Origin of the sequence: Desulfolutivibrio sp., from assembly GCF_036584575.1 — a bacterium.
Taxonomy (GTDB): domain Bacteria; phylum Desulfobacterota; class Desulfovibrionia; order Desulfovibrionales; family Desulfovibrionaceae; genus Desulfolutivibrio.
On sequence record NZ_JAZHDB010000231.1, the window covers coordinates 1 to 15,508 of the forward strand.

Consider the following 15,508-nt stretch of genomic DNA (forward strand, 5'->3'; position numbering starts at 1 on the left):
GGGGGCTGGGGCAGACGGCGGCGGGGGCGGGTGAGCTCGTCGCGAAGCCGGATGGACAGGCTGCCCACCAGCGTCGCCACCACGCTTAGAAAATCGCAGTGGGCCTCCAGAAAGACCGGCGGGGCCTTGGGGATGTCCACGCTGAGCGTGCCCAGCACGGCGCCCTGCTCCTGGCCGAAGGAGTCGTCCTGGCTGAACGCCTCGGCCAGCCCCGGGGCGGCGTCCGGGCCGGACGGGGACAGGGACTCGGCGGCGGCAGGGCCCGGGTGGTTGGCGGGGACGGGTTTGGGGGCATGGATGGGCACGCACAAAAACGACAGGGTTTCCAACTCCTCTGGGGGGCGTCCGATGAAGTCGGGGTGATCTTTGACGTCGCCGATGACCAGGGTGCGCCGGGTGGCCATGACCTGGCCCGTGGCCAGGGGACCGGGGCCGAAGAGGTGGGAAATCCCCTGGTCGCGGCCCCGGTCCAAACTGATTTTGGTGTTTTTTCGGGGCAGGTCGAACAACTCGATATGCACCCGGCGATATCCCAGGTTGCCCACCAGGATGTCCAGGGTGTTTTCCAACCCCTGACGCACGGGGATGTTGGGGCCTGTTTCCTGAATGATGCGCGTGAGCGTGGTCAGGAAGATGGGCCAGCCGCTTTCAAAGGATGAGAGTCCGTTCATGTCCCGCCCGGATTCCGCTCAACGGCCGAGGGCGTCCGCCCCCAGCCGCAAGGCGGCCAGGTTGACGTCCACGATCTTGGGCGGCAGATGTTTTTTGATGGCCGCTTCCATGGCCTCCATGCCGAAGGGAAAGGCCCCGGCGGCGCAGGCCGCGCCCAAGAGCGCGGTATTGGCGCTTTGCGGATTGCCCGCCTTGACCCCAAGGGCGTGGCAGGGGATGAAGATCGCCTCCCCGGCCCACTCCCGGATGGGCGCGCTGATGGCCTCCAGGGGCGGATAGGGTTCCCGCTCCAGGGCCGAACTCAAGGGGGGGATGGGGTCGGTGCTGACGGCCGCAAATCCGCCCTGGCGCAGCATGGACAAGGCCCGCTGGGCCTCCAGGGACTCGAAGCCGAGCAGGATGTCGGCCTCCCCCGGGCTGATCTTGGGGCTTGTGAAACCGCCCAAAAGCACCGTGGACTCCACCACGCCGCCGCGCTGGGCCATGCCGTGGATCTCGCCCGAGACCACGTCAAGCCCCGCGTCCATGGCCGCCAGGGCCAGAAGGCGGGTGGAGGTGAGGGTTCCCTGGCCGCCGACGCCGGTGAGAAAAATGCGATGGCGCTGCATTTATCCGTCCTTCTTGCGGGCTTTGATTTCCGGGGAAAGCTGCACGCAGTACATGCAGCCCGAACAGGCCTCGGCATTGATGGCGAAGACCCCCTCCACCATGGAGAAGGCCGGACAGGCCAGTTCGTCCCGGCAGGCCAGACACTTGCCGGGATCGCCAGCCACTTGGGCGGGCGGGGTCTTGCGCGCGATTTTGACCTTGCGGGCGTGGATGGGGCAGGGGGCCTCGGCGATGAGCACCCGGACCCCGGACTGGCCCTTCAGTTCCGTCAGGGCCGCCACCGTGGCCTTGTGGTTGAAGGGATTGACCCGCACGGGCGTCACGCCGCAGGCCGTCACCAGCCCGGCCAGGTCCACCTTGGAGGAGAACTCCCCGAAGATGGTGTGGTCCACGCCCGGATGCGGCTGGTGCCCGGTCATCCCCGTGGTGCGGTTGTCCAGGATCACCAGGAGCAACTCGTGGTTGTTGGCCACAGCGTTGATAAGCCCGGTGATGCCGGAATGGAAGAAGGTTGAGTCGCCGATGAAGGCCACCACGGGCCGACCCGAGGCGGCGGCGAAGCCGCTTCCGGCGCTGACCGAGGAGCCCATGCAAAAAAGAAAATCGGCGGCCGACAGGGGCGGCTGGATCCCTAAGGTGTAGCAGCCGATGTCCGAGGAATAGACCGGTTCGTCCCCAAAGACCTGGCGCACGGCGTGGTACGAGGCCCGATGCGGACACCCGGCGCACATGTTGGGCGGACGTTTGGGCAGGTCGGCCGGTACGGCGTACAGGGACTTTTCCCGCGCGGGCAGGCCGCACACGGCGCGCACCGCCGCCTCCACGATCTCCGGGGAATATTCGCCGAAGCGCGGCAGGTGTTCCCCCTTGCCCACGACCGCAGCCGTCAGGCCCCTGCGTTGGAACAAGGCCCGGATCTCGTTCTCCACAATGGGATCGACCTCTTCCAGAACCACCAGGGTGTCCAGTCCGGCGGCGAAATCGGCGATGAGGTTGGCCGGCAGCGGAGAGGAAAAGCCCAGGTCCAGAACCTTGACCTTGCCGACAAGCCCCGTCTCGAACAGCGCGTCATGCAGGTAGGCCCGGCAGATGCCCGAGGCCACGAATCCCACGCGCCCCTGGCCGGAGACGGTGTTTAAGGGCGAGGCGTCGGCCGCGGCGGCCAAGGCGTCGAGCTTGTCCAGAAGCGCCAGGCGCATGGCCCGGGCCGAGGCCGGAAGCGGCACGTAGCGGAAGGGGTTTTTCACGAAGGGCGCGGCAGGGGTCTTTTCGGGCAGGGCCGCGAAGGTCACCGGACCGCGCACGTGGTTGACCCGGGTGGTGGTGCGCACAAGGACCGGATGGCCGAACTGTCGCGACAGCTCCATGGCCGCCCGGGTGAAGTCCTTGCATTCCTGGGCCGTGCCCGGCTCGATGCAGGGCAGTCCGGCCAGACGGGCGTACCAGCGGTTGTCCTGTTCGTTTTGCGAGGAATGGCAACCCGGGTCGTCGGCCGACAGCAGCACGAATCCCCCGGGCGACCCCACGTAGGCCAGGGTCAGCAAGGGATCGGCGGCCACGTTGACGCCCACGTGCTTCATGGTCACAAGCGTCCTGGCCCCGGCCAGGCTGGCCCCGGCCCCGACCTCCAGGGCCACCTTCTCGTTGACGGAATATTCGAAACGATAAGGCCCCTGCGGCGAGAGCCGAAAAAAGGTGTCCGGAACCTCCGAGGAGGGGGTTCCCGGATAACAGGTCACCATGTCCACCCCTGCCTCAAGCGCCCCCCGGACGATGGCCTCGTTGCCGAGCAGAAAATGCCTCGCCCCGCCTTCCCGGTCCAAAAGCTCCTTGCCCATGTGTGCAAACTCCCGTCGGGTTCCGGAAAACCCGGTGGCCTAACCGTTGCTTTTTTGTCCGCCCGCCTCGATCTTGGCCCGCAGGGCCTCGATCTTGGAATCGATGTACGACATGTTCTGCATGGAGCTTTCCGACTTCATGCGCTCATATCCCGTCAGCGCCGCCTTGAGGTCGCCGGCGGCCTCGGCGGTCACCGCCATCTGGCGGTCTATGGCCAAAAGAAACGGCTTCGAGGCCGTGCCCCGGGCTTTCTCCAGGATCTGCAAGGCCTTGGCCGTGTCCCCGGTCTTGGTCAGGATGGCCGCCTGTCCCAGTTCCGCCAGGGAGCGCACCGCGCCGTCGGAGGATTTGGACAGATCCTCCCAGGCCAGGGCCGCAGCGGGCAGGTCGCCTGCGTCCTGGGCGGCCTTGGCCATCTCCAGGAGCACGCCTTCCCTGGCCCCCGAGGGGGCCTCGGCCAGCAGGGCCTTGAGGTCGGCCAGGCGATCCGGGCCCGTTTTTTCGGCCGCGATCTTCCCGATTTTTTCGGTGATCCCGGCGATGCGCGAGGCCTGGTATTTTTCGTACAGGGCCATGCCTCCGGACCCTGCCAGGGCCACAAGGGCGGCGATGGCGGCGGGCTTCCAGTAGGCAAGGACAAGCCGGGCCAGAAGGCCGTGGTCTTCGGCCGCATGGGCGGCCTTGTCCTCGGCGTGCGGCGCGGCGGGTTTTTTCGTCTGATCGGCCATGGGTATTCCTCCAAAATGGGGATGTGGTGCGAAATGCAAAAGAACAAGACTTTTAAGCAGAAACCGGGCGGGCTGTCAAAAGCCCTGGGACTTGCGGCGCGTCCCCTTCCGGCCTCCGAGTCCTGGCCGCCCGTTGACTTTTTTTGCGGTTGTTGCCAAGCCACGGAATGTTTTCGACCATGAACAAAAGCGAGGACACACTCCATGGACGCCGCCGCAGCCATGCTTGACTTGGCCAAACGCGCCAAACGCGCCTCCCGGCTCATGGCCGGAGCCGATCCGGCTGTCAAGGCCCGGGCCTTGCACCTGTTGGCCGATCTTTTGGCCGCCGAACCCGCCGGGGTGTACGAGGCCAACGCCCGGGATCTGGAAAAAGCCGCCGCCGCCGGGCTCGACGCCCCGCGCCTGGACCGGCTGCGCCTGACTCCGGCGATCATGGCCGCCATGGCCAAGGCCTGCCGCGAGGTGGCGGACATGCCCGACCCCGTGGGCGGGATCGACGCCCTGAAAAAACGCGAAAACGGCCTGCTCGTGGGCCGCATGCGCATCCCCCTGGGCGTGGTGTGCATGATCTACGAATCGCGTCCCAACGTCACCATCGACGCCGCCATCTTGTGCCTGAAGGCCGGAAACGCCGTGATTTTAAAGGGCGGTTCCGAGGCCCTGGCCTCCAACATGGCCCTGGCCGGGGTCATGCAAAAGGCCCTGGCCGAGGCCGGGCTGCCCGGTGACGCCGCCTGCCTGGTGGAGACCTCCGACCGGGCCGCCGTGGCCGCCCTGTGCAAGCTCGATGAATATATCGATGTCATGATCCCCCGGGGCGGCGAGGGGCTCATCCGGGCCGTCAGCGAACAGGCCACCATGCCCGTGCTCAAACATTACAAAGGCGTCTGCCACGCCTACCTGGACGCCGAGGCGGACGAAGACCAGGCCCTGGCCGTGGTTGTCAACGCCAAGGCCCAGCGTCCCGGGGTGTGCAACGCCCTGGAATGCCTGTTGGTGCATGCCGACCGGGCGGCCTCCTTTCTGCCCCGGGCGGCCGAGGCCTTGGGCCGGGCCGGGGTCAGCTTCCGGGCCTGCCCGCGCAGCCTGCCGCTTCTGGGCCAGGGGGCCGTGGCCGCCGCCCCCGGGGACTTCGGGCACGAATTTCACGACCTGATCCTGGCCGTGAAGGTGGTGGACTCCATGGACGAGGCCTTGGATCACATCGCGGCGTACGGCTCGAACCACACCGAGGTCATCCTGACCACCAACCATGACCGGGCCATGGCCTTTTTGCGGCTGGCCGACGCCTCCATGGTCGGGGTCAACTGCTCCACGCGCTTCAACGACGGCGGGGAATTGGGCCTTGGGGCCGAAATAGGCATCAGCACCTCCAAACTGCACGCCTACGGCCCCATGGGGGTCACGGAGCTGACCGGGGCCAAGTTCGTGGTCCTGGGCCAGGGACAGGTGCGGGGATAGGGGGCGTCGTTGACCGTGAAGGGAATGTCGCCGCCACGGCGCATCGGCATCTTCGGGGGCTGCTTCAACCCGGTGCATTGCGGCCATCTGCGGGCGGCGCTGGAGGCCGCCGAGGGGCTCGGGCTGGACCGGGTGGATTTCGTGCCGTCGGCCCGGCCGCCCCACAAGCCGGAAAGCCCCATGCTCGGCTTCGCCGCCAGGCTGCGCCTTTTGCGGGCCGCCGTGGCCGACATGCCGGGTTTTGCGGTCAACGACCTGGAGTCCCGACGGCCCGGACCCTCATATACGTACGACACCCTGGCCCGGTACCGGGACGAAAATCCCGGGGCGGAACTTTTTTTCATCATGGGGACAGGGGACTTGCTCAACCTGGCCACCTGGAGGCGGGGGTTCGAGCTGCCCCGGCTGGCCCATCTGGCGGTGCTGGGCCGGGAGGGCCTGGGGGGCGATGAAATCGCCGCGTATCTGGCCGGGGAGGGCGCCGGGCTTGGGGCCACGGCCCGGTCCCTGCCGCCGGGCGTATCGGCCTGCGCGGCCTGGGCCACGCCCGGCGGGCACATGCTTTTTTGTCTGGAGATACCCCGCCTGGACATCAGCGCCTCCCTGGTGCGGGAGCGCTGGCTTGGCGGGCGGACGTTGCGCTTTCTGGCGCCGGACGCGGTTTTGCAGGAGCTTGCGTCCATACGGGACGAGGCGGACCTGGCCTGGGGGTGTCCCCCGGCTGCGGCTGGGCCGCCCGCAGGCTGAACAACAGGATGTGGTGATGTTGGCGCCAATCTTTCCCTCGCGGGTTCGGCTCGCGACCACGATTTTATCCATCGTGATTTTTTCGGCGTTGATCCTGGCGCCGGGGGCCAGCGAACTGTTGCGCCGGGGACGAGTCACGGCCGTGGCCGAATCGGGGATGGAGGGCCTGCCTCCCCTGGACGCCGCGCCCGCAGACTGGGTGAGGGTGTTCAACGCCTTGCGCGGCGGATATCTGGAAAAACATTTCGGCCTGCGCGGTCGGCTCATCACCTGGTACAACTACGTCAACGCCTTTCTGCTCAAATCCTCCCAGGACAACAATCCCGTGGTCATGGGCCGGGACAGGTGGCTGTTTTTGTCCCAGGACGGCCCCGACCGCAACATTCTTGAGGATTTCCGGACCACACGGCCCCTTCCCGAGGCCAAGATGCGCCGGGTGCTTGAGGTGCTCACCGCCCGCCGGGACTGGTGCGCGGCCCGGGGCATCGCCTATCTGGTGGTGGTGGCCCCCAACAAGAACACGGTCTATCCCGAAAAGCTCCCCGAGGCCTTCACCCGCCCGGTGGAGGACTCGCACCTGGACCAGTTACTGCGCTATCTGGCGGACCACGCCGCCCTGGATGTGGTGGATCTGCGCCCGGCCCTTGCCGCCGCGAAAAAAGAGCATCAGGTCTTCTACGCCATGGACAGCCACTGGAACGCCCATGGCGCGTTTGCCGCCTACCGGGAGATCATGCGCCATGTGATGCCGCTTTTCCCGAACATCCGGCCTTTTGGGCCCGGGGATTACACGCCGGTGGAATATGCCGGGCTCCCCGGCGATCTGGCCTTTTTGCTGGGACTTCAGGACTATCTCCCCGAGGCGCGTGTGCTGTACGTCAACGCCGCAGGCGGGGCCAGGGCCCGGGGCACGAGCTATCCGGCCTCGACCCATCCGGGCTACTTCCAACCCCTGGTGGCCTCGGAGGTAACGGGGCCTGTGGGGGAGGGGCTGCCCCGGGCGGTGTTTTTTCACGATTCCTTTTTCTGGGAGCTTTTGCCTTTTCTGGCCGAGCATTTCCGCTTTGCGGTCTATGCCTGGATGAATCCCCAGACGGAGATGGAACCGCGCTATTTCGACACGGAGCTCATCGAGCGGGAGCGGGCGAACATTGTGGTGGAGGAGTTCACGGAACGCTACTTCGTGCCCTCGGCCCGGCCGCTACAGAAACGGGAGCCGACGGCGGCCTCGGGAGACTGAAAGTTGCGACGGATTTTTTGAAAAAGACAGGCCGTTTGGGCGGCGCCGCGTTCGAAAAGCGCATGGAGGCGTTTCCCGGGCGGCATATCATCCCCGGGTACGCCACGGTCTGACGCCGCTTACGCCGTGGCGCTCCCCATGTGCTTCATGACGTAATCGAGAAATTTGCGGGCCTCGACGAAATCGGGCCGGATGGACAGGGCCAGGTTGAGGTGCTTGATGCAGGCGTCCACGGTGTTTTTCTCGTAGTAGGCCCGGGCCATGTTGAAATGCACATGGTCGTCGTTGGCGCTGAGTTCCAGGGCGCGGCCATAGAAGGCCAGGGCCTCGTCGTAGTTCTTGTTTTTGCGCAGGGTGATGCCGAAACTGTTGAACTGCTCCCGATATTCCCGGGAGAAGGCCTCGTCCAGGTGCAAAAGCGTCCCCAGCACCTTCTTGAGCTTCACGTAATCCTTTTTTTCCGAGGCCACCTTGCCCACGCCATAGGTCGCCGTGACGTTGAGATCGTCGATCATCAGCGCCTTGACGAACTGCCGCTCGGCCTCGTCCAGATTCCCCAGGGAAAAGGCTTGTTCACCCTGCTCGAGTTTTTTGGCCAGCGTCTCCAGGGCCGGAACCGTATGCAGCTTGTAGTATCGCGGTTCGGGCACGTACTGGGTCAGGAAGTCCTTGACGGGCAGCTCCTTTTTCACCCCGGAAGGCACATGGTGCACATTGAGGGGTTGCACCTCGAAGCGTTCGGCGTCGAGTTGCCGGGCGTACCAGTAGGTCAGGGATTGATGTTTCCCGGCCGTGTCGCCGACGCCCAGGTCGGTTTGCATGGCCAGGGAATAGACGCCGAGGATGATGGGATATTCGGGCATGTGCCTTCTCCCTCCTGACCACGGTTATGGCCCAAACCGAAGGCCCCGGCAAGAGCTCCTCCCTGTTCTTTTTCAATATTACGGGGTGTTTTGCGCCGCGCGCACGAAATACGCCGCATCCGGCCTGGCCTGAAGTTGTGCGGTAAGCCCGGACACGCCGCAGTCCGCGTCGCCGTACCGTGCGGACACGATGCCCTTCCCATCGGCAACGGCCCGGACCAGCCGCCCGCCGCCGATGGCGACCCCCCGGGCCAGGAGTCCGGGCCCGATCTCCCGGGCGATGAAGTTGAACAGTTTTACGGTCACCGTCCCGGCCTGGTCACCTAAATGGCTGCGGGAGGCCGCCCGGCCGTGGGTGATGTCTCCCCGGAAGGATTTAAACGGGCTGTCCAGGCGCATGCAGATGCCCACCAACCCGGGCATGGCCACGGACAGGGCCAGTTCGTCGCCTGGGGCGAGCAGGGTGTGGGCGATGTCGTCCACGGGTTGGCCGTTGACGAAGATCGTCCGCAACCGGTCCCGGATGTAGCCCGGTTCGAGTCCGAGGTTCTCCCCTAGAAACATGCCCAGGCCGCACGGCCCGGTCACGCCCACCCCCACGCCCCCGGCAAGCAGGCTTACAAAACGGGCCATGCCGCGCTCATCGAGGGTAAGCTCGACAATGGCGTCCCTTTCTACATTCTTCATGGTCCTCTCCTCGTTTGTCATATCCATGCACAACCCCCTTTTGTTTCTCAGAACGCCATGCTATATGCAATGCATATTGCGTTTGTTATGTCAATATTGCAATGTGTCAATGTTGGCTTATGTCTTGTTTGGCATAAATAGTGTTGAGAGTGACGTCGCATAACAGAATGACGATCAGGCCGCATCCCCAGCGCCTGGCTCAAGGAGGAACACACATGAGCAGACTGCTTCGCATCGACACCAAAAAACGGACCTTCGCCTTCAGCGACATGGGCGCATACGCCGGGATGGGCGGCCGAGCGCTCACCTCGCGCCTGATCCTCGAAGAGGTTCCCGCCCTGAGCCATCCCCTGGGCGCGTCCAACAAGCTGGTGGCCGCCGCCGGAATCCTCACCGGCACGGCCGCCGCCAACTCGGGCCGCATCTCGCTTGGGGCCAAGTCGCCGCTGACCGGCGGCATCAAAGAGAGCAACTCCGGCGGCCTGTTCTCCCAGAAGATGGCCAAGTTGGGCATCCAGGCCATGGTCTTCGAGAACAAGCCCGAGGACTCCGCCGCGCCCGTGGTGGTCGTGGTCAAGGCCGACGGCGTGAGCATCGTGGAGGCCCCGGAACTGGCCGGACTGGGAACCTATGCGACTTCCGAAAAACTTTTGGCCGCTTACGGCTCCCGGGCGGCGGTCATGCTCATCGGCCCAGCCGGGGAGACCTGCCGCCTGGCGGCATCCGTGCAGTTCACCGATCCCAAGGGCCGTCCGGCCCGGGCGGCCGGTCGCGGGGGGTTGGGCGCGGTCATGGGATCGAAAAAGATCAAGGCCGTGGTGGTGGACGACACCGGCGCGACGGGGGTGCCCGTGGCCGACAAGGAGGCCTTCAAGGCCGCCAACAAGCGCTGGGTGGAGATCCTGGGGTCGCATCCGGTGACCAGCCAGGGCCTGCCGGGCTTCGGCACCTCGATTCTGGTCAACATCATCAACGAGGCCGGGGCCCTGCCCACCAAGAACTTCCGTTTTGGCCGCTTCGACCAGGTCGCCGACATCAGCGGCGAGAAGATGGTGGAGCTCATGCAGGCCCGGGGCGGCAAGCCCAAGGAAGGCTGTCATCCCGGCTGCGTCATCCAGTGCTCCCAGACCTTTGTGGACGAAAAGGGCGGTTATCTGTCCTCGGGCCTGGAATACGAGACCGTGTGGGCCTTCGGGGCCAACTGCCTCGTGAGCGACATCGACGACATCGCCCGCATGGACCACGCCTGCGACGACCTGGGCCTGGACACCATCGACATGGGCAACGCCGTGGCCGTGGCCATGGACGGCGGGATCATCCCCTGGGGCGACAGCAAGGCCGCCCTGGAGCTGCTGCACCGGGTGGGCGACCCGTCCGATTCGCTGGGCCGGATCATGGGCAACGGGGCCAAGTTCGCTGGGCAGGCCTTCGGGGTGACCCGGGTGGCCGAGGTCAAGGGCCAGGCCCTTCCGGCCTACGACCCGCGCTCGGTCAAGGGCGTCGGCGTGACCTACGCCACCACGCCCATGGGCGCGGACCATACGGCCGGATACGCCGTGTGCCAGAACATCCTCAAGTGCGGCGGCGACGTGAACCCCATGACCAAGGCCGGCCAGGTGGAGCTGTCCAAAAACCTCCAGATCGCCACAGCCGCCATCGACGCCGTGGGCTTCTGCCTGTTCGTGGCCTTTGCGGTGCTGGATACGGCGGACGCGGTGCAGGTCATGAGCGACCAGATCGCGGCCGTGACCGGAAAGCCGTTCGGTCCTGCGGACTTCCTGGCCCTGGGCGTGAACACCCTGAAAGACGAGATCGCGTTCAACACCAAGGCCGGGTTCACCAAGGAGCACGACCAGTTGCCGGAGTTCTTCGCCGAGCCCCTGGCCCCGCACAACACCACCTGGGATTTCACCCCGGACGAGCTTCAGGGCGCCAAGGTGTCCTAGCGCCACGGGCGAAGGAAGCGGACTGGAGATGTCCGCAGGCCGCGCCCATGATGACGGTTTAGCGGCGGCCGGGAATCCCCTTCGCGGAGGTTCCCGGCCGCTTTTCATTTGATCGCGCTTTGGATAAGGAGGGAAGGCATGCATATTTCCGTCAAGTGCTTCGCTACGCTTACGAAACATACCCCGGCCGGGGCGGATCGGTACGAGGTCGCGGACGGGGCCACGCTGGCCGACGTGCTGGCCGCACTTGGCGTCGCGCCCGCCGAGGTGAAGATCGTCTTTGTGGACGGGGTGGCGGCGGCCCTGGATGCGCCCGTGCGCGACGGCTGCCGGGTGGGGATTTTCCCCGCCGTGGGGGGAGGGTGAGACCTAGTACCTCGCCTGCCGCGCCACCCAGGCCATATACGCCGCAAGCCCCAGTTCCCTCATCTTTTCGTTGTTGGCCAGCCACCTGGCGTGCAGCATCTCGGAAAACCCGGTGCGGTGGCAGGGAAATTCCCCGCACTCGTAGCAAAAATCCACGCCGCGCTCTTTCACGCAGGTCTGCACGGCGCAGTTCCCCAAGAGACACTTCCCCGACCGGCAGCCCGTACAGTCGGCGGCGGCGAACCGCGTCGCCACCGCCTCAAACGCTGCGTAGTGATCGAAAGCCGGGTCCAGGCGCGCGAAAAACGCCGCCCGGGCCGCGAAACTGCCCAGTTCGGCCAAAAGCCCCCGGGCATGGCGGCTGATGGGACTGTGCGGATGGCTCAGGCAGCGGCCGCAGTCCAGGCCGCAGGCCGCAATACGGGCCGCGATCCCGGCCCTGTCCGTGGGGAGGGTCGGCCTTTCCGGCGTGCCGGGCACGGCTGCCGTTTTCGGAGCGACCGGCGTGTCCGGCGCCTCCGGCTGGGCAGGCCCAGGCGGGGCGCGGCGCGTCCCTGCGTCGCCAGCCACGCTACACCCCCATGATGTTGTAGCCCGAATCCACGAACACCACGTCCCCGGTGGTGCCAGACGACAGGTCCGAGGCCAGGTACAGGGCGGACTTGCCCACGTCCTCGATGGTGATGTTGCGCCGCATGGGCGATTTCTCCTCGATGCGCTCCAGGATGGTCTTGAAGCCGCTGATGGCCGAGGCGGCCATGGTCTTGACCGGCCCGGCGGAGATGGCGTTGACCCGCACCCCGCGCGACCCCAGATCCACGGCCAGATAGCGCACGCTGGCCTCCAGCGCCGACTTGGCCACGCCCATGGCGTTGTAGTTGGCCACCACCTTGCCTGCGCCGTAATAGCTTAAGGTGATGACCGAGGCCGCGTTTGAAAACTGGGTCTCGAAGGCCCGGCACAGCGCCACCAGGGAATAGGCCGAGACGTCGAGTGCGATGGAGAACCCCTCCCGGCTGGTGTCGATGAACCGCCCGGCCAGATCCTCGCGCCGGGCAAAGGCGATGGAATGCACCAGGATGTCCACATGCTCCCATTTTTCTTTCACGAACGCGGCTGCCCGGGCGATCTCCTCGTCGTTTGCGACGTTGCAGGGCAGGACGAAATCCGCCCCAAGCTCCTGGGCAATCGGGGTTATGCGTTTTAAGATCGGCTCGGCCGCGTAGCTTAGGCCCAGGCTGGCCCCGTGCTCCACAAAGCACTTGGCGATGCCGTAGGCGATGCTGCGTTCGTTGACCACGCCGAACACCAGGGCCTTTTTCCCTTCCAAAAGTTTCATGGCGCCTCCCGCCGCGTCTGCGGCCGGTTTACAGTCTGGAAAAAACGCCGCAGACCAGGGCGTCCACGGCCGTGTCGATGCGGGCCAGATCGGCCGGATCGTTGGGGTCGAGCCCTCCGAAATGGCCGCCCAGGCGGGCCCGGACGGCGAAAAAGAGCACGGCGGCGCCCATGACCGCCACGATCCCCGTCAGCCCCGGGGCGTCGGGCGCCTCGCCGGTCAGGCCTTCGAAGCATTCCAGGGCCACCCGCACCCGGGCCTGCTCCAGCATCCGGGAGACGCTGGTGCGCTCCATCGTCTCCCAGGCCAGGATGTCCAACGTCTGGGGGCGGTTGAGAAGCGCCCGCAAAAATCCCTTATGAAAGGCGGCGAGCTGCCCCTCGGCGCTGTCCCCAGCCCCGGCCCCGGGCCCGGCGGCCTCCATGCCCGCCCGGATCTCCGCCGTGGTCGGCCAGAAGTCCGGGGACCGGGCGAACTCGGCCACCAGTTCCGCCAGTCCCCCAAAATGCCGGGAGATCACCCGTCTGTCCACCCCGGCCTCCAGGGCCACCTTGCCCAGTCCGAAGCCCCGAAAGCCCTCCCGGGCCAGCACCCGGCCCACGGACGCAACCAGCCGCTGCCGGGTGGTCATGGTCCGGCCGATGGGGATCACCTTTTTTCCCGCCACGCAACCTCCTGAAACTATTGCCTTCCCGGTAGCCGGGAGGCGCTTTTCAGACCGGCTTGTCATCCCCGTCCGAATCTTGTAGCTACCCCTGTTCCACCATCACGACGCAACGAGGATTTCATGCGACACTACAAGCACCTGGACGCCATCACCGCCCTTTTCGTCAGCGTCCTTCTCATCTCCAACGTGGCCTCCTCCAAGATCCTGGACCTGGGGCCCTTCACCTTCGACGGCGGCACCATCCTGTTTCCCTTAAGCTACATCTTCGGCGACATCCTCACCGAGGTCTACGGCTATTCGCGCTCCCGCCGGGTGATCTGGATGGGCTTTATGGCCACCCTGGTCATGGCCGCCGTGTTCATGTTCGTGGGCGCGCTGCCCCCGGCTGCGGACTGGCCCCACCAGGAGGCCTACGACGCCATTTTGGGGCTCACCCCGCGCATCGTCCTGGCCAGCCTGGCCGCCTATTTTTGCGGCGAATTCGTCAATTCCTACGTCCTGGCCAAGCTCAAGGTCAAAACCGAGGGCCGCTTCCTGTGGATGCGCACCATCGGCTCCACGCTTTTCGGCCAGGTGGTGGACACGGTGGTCTTCGTGGCCGTGGCCTTTACGGGCGTGTTGCCGCTTGAGCTCGTTGGCACGCTCATCGCCTCCAACTTCGTGTTCAAGACCCTGGTGGAGATCGCCTTCACCCCGGCCACCTACGCCATCGTGGGCTTCCTCAAGCGTTCCGAGAACGAAGACTACTACGACCGCCACACGGACTTCAATCCCTTCCGGGTGGGAGCCTAGACCGGCCTTTCCGCCGATTCGCCCGGCGGCGCGGCAAAGCTTTGCCGGAGCGGGGCGGCCTGGGCCGCTGTCGCGCCCCGGGAAAGGGGCTGTCCGGAGAGCCCCCGCGTTGTTGCGGGGCCGCCGTGGCTGTGCCGTCCACTCCAATCCGCCGCCAAGGACTTAACCCATGCAAAGCGCCTCCGTCGCCTCCGTCAACCGTCTGGTGTGGACCGCCGTGCTGGCCGCGCTCACGGCCGTGGGCGCGCACATCCAGTTTCCCATCGGCCCGGTGCCCTTTTCCCTCCAGACCTTTTTCATCATGCTCTGCGGCCTGATCCTGGGGCCCGTGCGCGGCCCCGTGGCGGTCTTGCTGTACATCGCCGCCGGGGTGCTGGGGCTGCCGGTCTTCTCCAAGGGCTCCTCGGGTTTCGCCCATCTGCTGGGGCCGACCGGCGGGTTTTTGCTGGGGTTCGTGCTCCAGGCCGCCGTCTACGGCCTGGCCCCGCGCCGGGGGGCGGACGGCCAGCCCGGGGAGCTGCCCTGGCTGCGCGGCATCGCCTTCGGTCTGCTGGGCTCGGTGGTCCTTTTCACCCCGGGCGTCGTGCGTCTGACCGCGGTCATGAACACCGACCTGGCCAGGGCCGCCGCCGTGGGCTTTGTGCCGTTTATTCCCTCCGATCTCGTCAAGATGGCCCTGGCCATCGCCTGTTACCGGCATCTGCGCGCCAAAAGGCTGCTTCCGGCGTGATCGCCTTCACGGACCTTTTTTTTGCCCATGAAAAAAACCGTCCGGTCCTGCGCGGGGCCACCGGGTGCGCGCCAGGCAAGGCGCTGACCATCCTGGCCGGGCGAAACGGGGCGGGCAAATCCACGCTTCTGGCCCTTGTGGCGGGCATTCTCACCCCAGACGCCGGGACCGTGCGCGTGGGGGGGCGCGTCTCCCCCGGGGACGAGGACGGCATCCGGCGCGCCGTGCGCCTGGTGCTCCAAGACCCGGACATGCAGATCCTCGGCGCGACCGTGGGCGAAGACCTGACGCTTTCCGGCGACCCCCGCGACCCCCGGTTCCTGGACGTGGCCCAAAACGCCGCCCGGCGCATGGGGCTTTTGGCCTTGTGGGACGCGCCGGTGCATACCCTGTCTTTTGGCCAGCGCCGCAAGCTGTGCCTGGCCGCCGCCCTGGTCCACGCGCCGGACGAAGGGCCGCCGCAGGTGCTTTTGCTCGACGAGCCCTTAAGCAACCTCGACTATCCGGGCGTTCTGGAAATGCGCCGCATCCTGCGCCAAAACGCCGCCGCCGGGCTGACCCAGGTGGCCGCCGCCCACGAACTCGACCCCCTGGCCGACCTGGCCGACCATGTCCTGGTGCTGCACGAGGGGGTCATCGCCTGCGAGGGCGCCCCGGAGACCGTCCTGCCCGGGCTGCGGCCCTACGGCGTCAGGCCCCCGTACGCCCGGTGGGACGACGAGGCGCAGTAGGGGAGGCGGACGGGTAAGGCCGCCCCGCCGACTGTCCCGCAATCAGCTCCGAAGGCGGCCCCGCCGACAGTCCCGCAGTCGGTCCCAA

17 protein-coding genes are annotated in these 15,508 nt (G+C 66.4%); 8 read left to right on the forward strand and 9 right to left on the reverse strand.

Features of this window, described 5'->3' with window-relative positions:
• The 4 genes from V3572_RS17335 to V3572_RS17350 form a co-directional block, all read right to left on the reverse strand.
• The coding region (locus V3572_RS17335; RefSeq protein ID WP_332112286.1) for a GAF domain-containing protein at nucleotides 1-671 on the reverse strand (671 nt) is incomplete at its 3' end.
• 18 nt (nucleotides 672-689) lie between these two features.
• Nucleotides 690-1,280 carry an indolepyruvate oxidoreductase subunit beta gene (locus V3572_RS17340; RefSeq protein WP_332112287.1) on the reverse strand — a complete coding sequence of 197 codons (591 nt, stop codon included), beginning with the start codon at nucleotides 1,278-1,280 and terminating at the stop codon, nucleotides 690-692.
• On the reverse strand, nucleotides 1,281-3,119 hold the full coding sequence (gene iorA, locus V3572_RS17345) for an indolepyruvate ferredoxin oxidoreductase subunit alpha (protein WP_332112288.1): 1,839 nt from the start codon (nucleotides 3,117-3,119) through the stop codon (nucleotides 1,281-1,283). It lies immediately after the preceding gene.
• Nucleotides 3,120-3,158: 39 nt separating this feature from the next.
• Entirely contained in the window at nucleotides 3,159-3,848 is a 690-nt protein-coding gene (locus V3572_RS17350) for a tetratricopeptide repeat protein (protein ID WP_332112289.1), read from the reverse strand.
• Between the two features lie 204 nt (nucleotides 3,849-4,052).
• On the opposite strand from V3572_RS17350, the gene V3572_RS17355 reads away from it, so the two are divergent.
• The 3 genes from V3572_RS17355 to V3572_RS17365 are packed head-to-tail and all read left to right on the forward strand — an operon-like array spanning nucleotide 4,053 to nucleotide 7,299.
• Nucleotides 4,053-5,312: a glutamate-5-semialdehyde dehydrogenase gene (locus V3572_RS17355; RefSeq protein ID WP_332112290.1), complete on the forward strand. Its 1,260-nt coding sequence runs from the start codon at nucleotides 4,053-4,055 to the stop codon at nucleotides 5,310-5,312.
• Nucleotides 5,313-5,336: 24 nt separating this feature from the next.
• On the forward strand, nucleotides 5,337-6,059 hold the full coding sequence (gene nadD, locus V3572_RS17360; RefSeq protein ID WP_332112327.1) for a nicotinate (nicotinamide) nucleotide adenylyltransferase: 723 nt from the start codon (nucleotides 5,337-5,339) through the stop codon (nucleotides 6,057-6,059).
• Nucleotides 6,060-6,075: 16 nt separating this feature from the next.
• The gene (locus V3572_RS17365) at nucleotides 6,076-7,299 is read left to right on the forward strand and encodes an alginate O-acetyltransferase AlgX-related protein (RefSeq protein ID WP_332112291.1); all 1,224 of its coding nucleotides are present in this window, start codon (nucleotides 6,076-6,078) and stop codon (nucleotides 7,297-7,299) included.
• 119 nt (nucleotides 7,300-7,418) lie between these two features.
• Here V3572_RS17365 and V3572_RS17370 read toward each other — a convergent pair whose 3' ends face one another.
• Nucleotides 7,419-8,162, reverse strand: coding sequence for a tetratricopeptide repeat protein (locus tag V3572_RS17370; protein WP_332112292.1), 744 nt, complete (start codon nucleotides 8,160-8,162; stop codon nucleotides 7,419-7,421).
• Between the two features lie 78 nt (nucleotides 8,163-8,240).
• Complete coding sequence (locus V3572_RS17375) at nucleotides 8,241-8,849, reverse strand: hypothetical protein (RefSeq protein WP_332112293.1); 609 nt, start codon at nucleotides 8,847-8,849, stop codon at nucleotides 8,241-8,243.
• Nucleotides 8,850-9,064: 215 nt separating this feature from the next.
• On the opposite strand from V3572_RS17375, the gene V3572_RS17380 reads away from it, so the two are divergent.
• Nucleotides 9,065-10,795 (forward strand): aldehyde ferredoxin oxidoreductase family protein, encoded by a 1,731-nt coding sequence (locus tag V3572_RS17380; protein ID WP_332112294.1) that lies wholly within the window; start codon nucleotides 9,065-9,067, stop codon nucleotides 10,793-10,795.
• A gap of 138 nt (nucleotides 10,796-10,933) precedes the next feature.
• Nucleotides 10,934-11,161 (forward strand): MoaD/ThiS family protein, encoded by a 228-nt coding sequence (locus V3572_RS17385; protein ID WP_332112295.1) that lies wholly within the window; start codon nucleotides 10,934-10,936, stop codon nucleotides 11,159-11,161.
• A 3-nt stretch (nucleotides 11,162-11,164) separates the two neighbouring features.
• Here V3572_RS17385 and V3572_RS17390 read toward each other — a convergent pair whose 3' ends face one another.
• The 3 genes from V3572_RS17390 to V3572_RS17400 are packed head-to-tail and all read right to left on the reverse strand — an operon-like array spanning nucleotide 11,165 to nucleotide 13,167.
• Nucleotides 11,165-11,731, reverse strand: coding sequence for a DUF3795 domain-containing protein (locus tag V3572_RS17390; protein ID WP_332112296.1), 567 nt, complete (start codon nucleotides 11,729-11,731; stop codon nucleotides 11,165-11,167).
• 1 nt (nucleotide 11,732) lies between these two features.
• Nucleotides 11,733-12,500, reverse strand: a complete 768-nt coding sequence (locus tag V3572_RS17395) for an enoyl-ACP reductase FabI (protein ID WP_332112297.1) — start codon at nucleotides 12,498-12,500, stop codon at nucleotides 11,733-11,735.
• A gap of 28 nt (nucleotides 12,501-12,528) precedes the next feature.
• Nucleotides 12,529-13,167: a TetR/AcrR family transcriptional regulator gene (locus tag V3572_RS17400; RefSeq protein ID WP_332112298.1), complete on the reverse strand. Its 639-nt coding sequence runs from the start codon at nucleotides 13,165-13,167 to the stop codon at nucleotides 12,529-12,531.
• A gap of 120 nt (nucleotides 13,168-13,287) precedes the next feature.
• On the opposite strand from V3572_RS17400, the gene V3572_RS17405 reads away from it, so the two are divergent.
• The 3 genes from V3572_RS17405 (at nucleotide 13,288) to V3572_RS17415 (ending at nucleotide 15,420) form a co-directional block, all read left to right on the forward strand.
• Nucleotides 13,288-13,959, forward strand: a complete 672-nt coding sequence (locus V3572_RS17405; RefSeq protein WP_332112299.1) for a queuosine precursor transporter — start codon at nucleotides 13,288-13,290, stop codon at nucleotides 13,957-13,959.
• Between the two features lie 169 nt (nucleotides 13,960-14,128).
• Nucleotides 14,129-14,689: a biotin transporter BioY gene (locus V3572_RS17410; protein WP_332112300.1), complete on the forward strand. Its 561-nt coding sequence runs from the start codon at nucleotides 14,129-14,131 to the stop codon at nucleotides 14,687-14,689.
• A complete protein-coding gene (locus V3572_RS17415) occupies nucleotides 14,686-15,420 on the forward strand; it encodes an energy-coupling factor ABC transporter ATP-binding protein (protein ID WP_332112301.1) in 735 nt (244 codons plus the stop codon). The genes V3572_RS17410 and V3572_RS17415 overlap by 4 nt, the downstream gene beginning before the upstream one ends.
• Nucleotides 15,421-15,508: the final 88 nt, after the last annotated feature.